This window comes from Caloramator quimbayensis (assembly GCF_900167605.1).
Lineage (GTDB): Bacteria > Bacillota > Clostridia > Clostridiales > Caloramatoraceae > Caloramator_B > Caloramator_B quimbayensis.
In genome coordinates, this window is record NZ_FUYH01000051.1 from 1 (window position 1) to 5968 (window position 5968).

Sequence of the window (5968 nt, forward strand, 5' to 3'; positions counted from 1 at the left end):
AAAAGAGTTAAACATACCTGAATTAAATAGTTATATATCAGGAATAGAAAGAGATTTTGAAGCGGTAAAAAATGCAATAATATATGAATATAGTAATGGTTTAGCTGAAGGAATTATAAATAAAATAAAGGTTATAAAGAGAATTATGTATGGTCGTTGCAGTTTTGAACTTCTTAAGCAAAAGGTATTATTACTTAATTTCAACTAACTTTGGAAAGAACCAATTTTATTTTACCAGTAACACGGGGATGTCCTTCTGCAAAAGACCTATACAGATGAGAATTTTAAGCGGCATTATAATCGTGGGGAAAAAGATCAATACATGATAAAAGATCATCATGAAGCCATTATATCCCATGAGGAATTTGAAGCCGCCCAAGAGATATTAAAGCAAAGAGGAAAAGAAAAAGGTGTAATCAAGGGAAGCAGCAAGTATCAAAAACGCTACTCTTTCTCGGGGAAAATCAAATGCGCAGAATGTGGCAGCAGTTTTAAGCGTCGAATTCATGGCAGCGGTGACCGTAAATATATTGCCTGGTGCTGCACAAAACATATAAAAGACGCTTCGGCTTGTTCAATGAAGTTTGTCAGAGAGGATGAGATCCATCAGGCCTTCGTTGTTATGATTAATAAGCTTATTTTCGGTCATAAGTTCATTCTAAGACCATTGCTGCAAAGCTTAAAGAAAACAAATTACTCAGATAATATAGCGAAGATTCAGGAGTTGGAAACTAAAATCAAAGAAAATACTGAGCGGGTTCAGGTGATTATGGGACTTATGGCCAAGGGGTACCTGGAACCCGCTCTTTTTAATACACAGAAAAATGAGCTGCTCAAAGAAGCAGCCATATTAAAAGAACAAAAAGAAGCCATAAAACGCGCAATCGATGGGAGTCAGACTATCCTTGTTGAGGTTGAGAAGCTTCTTAAATTTGCAACGAAAGCTGAAAAGCAGATTGATGCATTTGATAGCGAAATATTTGAGGATTTTATTGAAGAAATCATTGTGTTTTCACAGGAAGAAATAGGTTTTAAAATGAAATGCGGGTTGAACTTAAGGGAAAGGTTGATGAGATGATGAGCCATATACCTTTTGGATATACCATTCAAAACGGCAAGGCTGTTGTTAACGAAAAAGAAGCGGTTCAGGTAAAGGAGCTGTTTGAGACTTATCTTTCTGGGCTTTCTTTAACCGAAGCAGCCCAATAAGCGGGTATTAAGCGCTACCACACATCTATTGCAAGAATGCTGGCAGATAAACGGTATGTTGAGGATAAATTCTATCCGCCAATTATCAGCAGAGACACATTCGAAAAAGCACAACTTGAAAGACGCAGACGAGCAGAGACGCTTGGCAGGATTTATGAACATAAGGGAAATGAAAAGAAATGCCTGAATTTTAGGTTTCATGCTTCAATACCAGATAAACAATACGACGATCCATTTAAGCAGGCAGAGTATGCTTATAGTCTTATTAAGAGCGAGGTGATTTCAGATGGCAATCAGGAATGTTACGGTAATTCCTGCTCGTAAGCGGATTGGGAATAGTGCAAAAGCTGAGGAATTGCCTAAGCTTCGGGTAGCGGCCTATTGTCGTGTTTCTACGGACAGCGAGGAGCAGGCAACCAGTTATGAAGCGCAAATTGAGCACTACACAAACTACATCAAAAGCAATCCTGAATGGGAGTTAGCCGGTATATTTGCGGATGAAGGCATTACCGGAACCAACACGAAAAAGCGTGAAGAGTTTAACCGGATGATAGAAGAATGCATGCAGGGCAAAATCGATATGATAATTACGAAATCTATCAGCCGGTTTGCAAGAAATACACTGGACTGCCTAAAGTACATAAGGCAGCTTAAAGAAAAAAATATTCCGGTTTACTTTGAAAAGGAAAATATAAACACATTGGATTCCAAAGGGGAAATCCTGTTGACCATTATGGCATCTTTGGCACAGCAAGAAAGCCAATCGTTAAGCCAGAATGTAAAACTGGGTATTCAGTACCGATATCAGCAAGGAAAAATCCATATCAATCACAACCGGTTTCTTGGCTATACAAAGGATAAGGATGGCAACTTAGTTATCGTACCTGAAGAAGCTGAGATCGTCAAACGCATTTACAGAGAATACCTCGAAGGTTCCAGTATGCTGCAGATAGCAAGAGGTCTGGAAGCTGACGGAATTCTTACAGGCGCGGGCAATCCCAGATGGCATACCAGCACTATCAATAAGATTTTGAGGAATGAAAAATATATCGGTGATGCACTGTTGCAGAAAACCTATACAGTAGATTTTTTATCGAAGAAAAGAGTACCCAATAACGGTATTGTTCCTCAATACTATGTAGAAAACAGTCATGAGCCCATAATTCCGCGTGAAATTTTTATGCAAGTTCAGGAACAGCTTGTCAGAAGAAGATGTGTGCATATAAGTAAGAATGGAAAGAAGAGAAACTATAGCAATAATCATCCTTTATCACAGATGGTTTTCTGCGGCAACTGTCATGAAATATTCCGCAGGGTTCATTGGAATAACCGAGGAAAGAAATCAATCGTATGGAGATGTGTTAGCCGATTAGAAAATACCGGTTTGTTTTGTACCGCTTCCACTATACTTGAAGATACGCTAAAAGAAAAGATTGTAGAAGCCATCAATATAGCAGTCAGCGGGAAAAACTCTTTTCTGGCTATACTGAAAAAGAATATTGAAACCGTATTAAGCGAGGACTTGGATGAAGGTACAGCAGATATTGATAAAAGGCTGGAAGAACTCCAAACCGAGTTGATCCAAAAGGCAAATTCAAAGGAAAGCTATGATAATATTGTAAATGAGATTTACCGGTTACGGGATTTGAGGCAAGAAATCCTCACGAGAAAAGCTCTTCGCCAAGATAAGCGGGATCGGATTGCTGAGATGACGGACTTTCTTAACAAGCAAACGGGTGATATTACGGAGTTTGATGATAAACTGGTCAGAAAAATGGTTGAAAAAGCAATTGTATATGATGACATGCTAGTGGTGGTGTTTAAGTCGGGGTTAGAAATAGAAGTGAAACTATAAGGCTGTAATGATTACTGCCAGTAGGAAGAGAGTACTAATAGTATATATAATAGTATATAAATAATAACAGAAGATAAACATACATCACTTTTTGGAAATATGATAGTCTTCTTAATAATCGGAATTTGATGATAAGCTCACCGTTGAATTCGATTCAGGTGTTGAAACTGACTTAGAAATATAAAAGATAGGTAGTCATCAGAACAGATATAGTTTTCCTTTCTGGTGGCTTTTTAGTTAGATTGCAGAAATAACTACGCACAAAAAATAACAAGAAACATATAATAAAGTAGTTGGCAATGGAAACTAAAATAGTTAAGATAATAGTTGATGATGGAAACTATATTTGTTTGAGAGGAGGTAAAACATGGATAGCAATATTTCGGAAATATATAGCTTAATACAAGATTTATCATGGTATTTTGGGAATCAAGGATTTGATGGTGAATGCTGCGAAGATTTATCACTAGTTGAATATATGGCACTTAAAAAAGTTTGTGCAATAAAAAACATAACAATACAAGAAATCGGAGCAGCATTAAACATAACAAAAAGTGGAGTAAGCAAAGTTATCGACCGTCTTGAAGAAAAAGACTATGTATTGCGAGAGCAGTCTTCAGAAGATGGGCGTGTATGCTGTGTGAAACCAACAGAGAAAGGCTTAAATGCTGTTAAAAAAATATCTGATCGATATAGTGAATATCTGATGGAAGTGCTTGATTCCATAGAAAAAGATTTGCTTGTCAATATCAGAGATGTGATGGAATTGCTGTACAAAGCAATAAGAGAAAAAGGATATATAAAATAATTGATAAATGATAATTGGGGGGTTAATAATTGAATACATTCATAGATACATTGCGATACTTTTTTATAATAACTGCTGAGTTAACAGTGTTATTTATTGGAATAAGCACGATAGTAGCTTTAGTGCTTATGTACTTACCACAGGAGAAAATAAAAAATTGGATGCTTAGCAAAGGTATGTTTGCGAATGTCATGGGAGCATTCCTTGGTTCTGTGACACCTTTTTGTGCTTGCTCAACTATTCCCATGACACTTGGATTTCTTAACATGGGAATTCCTTTTGGTGCGGTAATGTCGTTTGTCATCGCATCACCATTGATGAATCCTATTATATTAACAATGTTAATTGCATTAATGGGACTTAAATCTGCGTTGGTGTATTTATTAGTTACTTTTGTTGCATCTGTTATTTTCGGTATAATTCTTGAAAAAATAGGAGGAGAAAAATTAGTAAAAAAAGTTCGCATTAAGTCTGGTGGACATGAAAATAACGAGGAACGCCCTAGTATTTTCAAAGATAAATTAAAAGTATCATTTTTAAAGGCTTGGTCAGATTTTAGAAGTGTCTTACTTTATCTGTTGATTGGTGTTGGAATAGGCGCAGTAATTTATGGATATATGCCACAGGATTTTGTGCTAAAGTTTGCCGGACCAGATAACCCATTTGCAATACCTATTGCAGCGGTTATTGGTATTCCCCTATATATTCGTGCTGAAACTGCAATACCAATTGGTGTTGCATTAATGCAAAAAGGTATGAGTGTTGGAGCCGTAATTGCTTTAATTATTGGTGGTGCTGGAATGGCTATTCCGGAAATGAGTATGTTAGCAAGCATATTCAAGAGAAAACTGGTTGCTGCAATTGTAGCTGTAATTTTTCTTACGGCTGTTATTGGCGGATTTGTTTTTAACTTAATAGCTTAATTACAAAAATTAAACTAAAAAGTAAAGGAGAGTATTGTTATGAAGAATGAAGACAAGAAAAAAGTAAGCGTCAAAAAATTTCCGCATAGATATAAACAGGTACTCCTGATAAAATTACAGATATAAAAAAGGAGGTATCTGTAATGGAGAATACATCAAAAAATGCATTTTGGGAAAATATCGTACAAAAATATTCTTCTTATGAAGGAACATTAAATGATTTTTGTACAGAAAACAATATATCTAAGCGTCAGCTTTATTATCATAAAAACAAATTTAATAATTCGAATAAACCAGTATTTCATGCAATAGATTTAAAACCTCTTAAAAATACAAATAATGCTGAACAGAAAAATAATAATATACGTATAGAGATTGGAAAAGCTAATATAATTATACCTGCAAGCGAAGCAGAGCTAATAAAAATTATACTTAGGGAATTGCAATCAAGATGCTGAGCATTAATAATGTCGATACTGTTTATCTTGCTTGCGGCGTAACAGATTTAAGAAAAAGCATCGATGGATTAGCTCTTATTGTTCAAACGCAGCTTAAACTTGATCCTTTTGAAAAAGCATTATTTGTATTTTGTAATAAGCAGATGAATAAATTAAAGGTACTGCATTTTGATGAAGGTTTCTGGCTCTACTATTACCGATTAGAAAAAGGGCGTTTTAAATGGCCAATGACAAAGGCGCAAGCCTTAGGAGTAAACTTAGAAGAATTAAGATGGCTTTTAAAAGGTTATGAGGTAAGAACTGTTTCAAAATTTAAGCCAATTGACAGTAAAAACTATTATTAAAAACTTGCAAAAATCCTTTTAAACCTTGATAAATCAAGGTTTTTTGGTATAATAATATTATAAAAGATGAAGGCTCAGGTACAAAAATGGTTGGCTTAAATATAGAAAACCAATTAAATGAAAATGCAAAAGATATAATTTCTAAATTACAAAAGGAATTAGCTGATAAGGATTTAGAAATTAATAATTTAAAAAATGAATTGGAATTTCTAAAAAATCAAATCCTTAATAAAAACAAGAAGATATTTGGAAAATCAAGCGAGCAGCTAAATGTTGATCAAATATCTCTTTTTAACGAGGCTGAAAAATACAGTAATGATAAAGAAGATGAGCCAACTATTGAGGAAATAACATATAAAAGAAAAAAGAAA

General features: G+C 34.9%; 10 protein-coding genes. All 10 read left to right on the forward strand.

The window, feature by feature from the left end:
* On the forward strand, nucleotides 1-208 hold a 208-nt coding region (locus B5D15_RS14925), incomplete at its 5' end, for a transposase (protein ID WP_143287344.1).
* 48 nt (nucleotides 209-256) lie between these two features.
* Nucleotides 257-1078 (forward strand): recombinase zinc beta ribbon domain-containing protein, encoded by an 822-nt coding sequence (locus tag B5D15_RS14930; RefSeq protein ID WP_278305985.1) that lies wholly within the window; start codon nucleotides 257-259, stop codon nucleotides 1076-1078.
* Complete coding sequence (locus B5D15_RS15890; protein ID WP_479722853.1) at nucleotides 1042-1209, forward strand: hypothetical protein; 168 nt, start codon at nucleotides 1042-1044, stop codon at nucleotides 1207-1209. The genes B5D15_RS14930 and B5D15_RS15890 overlap by 37 nt, the downstream gene beginning before the upstream one ends.
* A 36-nt stretch (nucleotides 1210-1245) precedes the next feature.
* Nucleotides 1246-1533 carry a hypothetical protein gene (locus tag B5D15_RS15895; RefSeq protein WP_479722854.1) on the forward strand — a complete coding sequence of 96 codons (288 nt, stop codon included), beginning with the start codon at nucleotides 1246-1248 and terminating at the stop codon, nucleotides 1531-1533.
* Nucleotides 1496-3064, forward strand: coding sequence for a recombinase family protein (locus tag B5D15_RS14940; protein ID WP_078697890.1), 1569 nt, complete (start codon nucleotides 1496-1498; stop codon nucleotides 3062-3064). Before B5D15_RS15895 ends, B5D15_RS14940 begins: the two co-directional genes overlap by 38 nt.
* Before the next feature lie 367 nt (nucleotides 3065-3431).
* Nucleotides 3432-3872 carry a MarR family winged helix-turn-helix transcriptional regulator gene (locus tag B5D15_RS14945; RefSeq protein WP_078697891.1) on the forward strand — a complete coding sequence of 147 codons (441 nt, stop codon included), beginning with the start codon at nucleotides 3432-3434 and terminating at the stop codon, nucleotides 3870-3872.
* 29 nt (nucleotides 3873-3901) lie between these two features.
* Nucleotides 3902-4795: a permease gene (locus B5D15_RS14950; protein ID WP_078697892.1), complete on the forward strand. Its 894-nt coding sequence runs from the start codon at nucleotides 3902-3904 to the stop codon at nucleotides 4793-4795.
* 143 nt (nucleotides 4796-4938) lie between these two features.
* Nucleotides 4939-5253: an IS66 family insertion sequence element accessory protein TnpA gene (gene tnpA, locus B5D15_RS14955; protein ID WP_242948771.1), complete on the forward strand. Its 315-nt coding sequence runs from the start codon at nucleotides 4939-4941 to the stop codon at nucleotides 5251-5253.
* A complete protein-coding gene (gene tnpB, locus B5D15_RS14960; protein ID WP_078697893.1) occupies nucleotides 5247-5597 on the forward strand; it encodes an IS66 family insertion sequence element accessory protein TnpB in 351 nt (116 codons plus the stop codon). Before tnpA ends, tnpB begins: the two co-directional genes overlap by 7 nt.
* An 86-nt stretch (nucleotides 5598-5683) precedes the next feature.
* Nucleotides 5684-5968: transposase (locus B5D15_RS14965; RefSeq protein WP_278305984.1), on the forward strand; the 285-nt coding region annotated here is incomplete at its 3' end.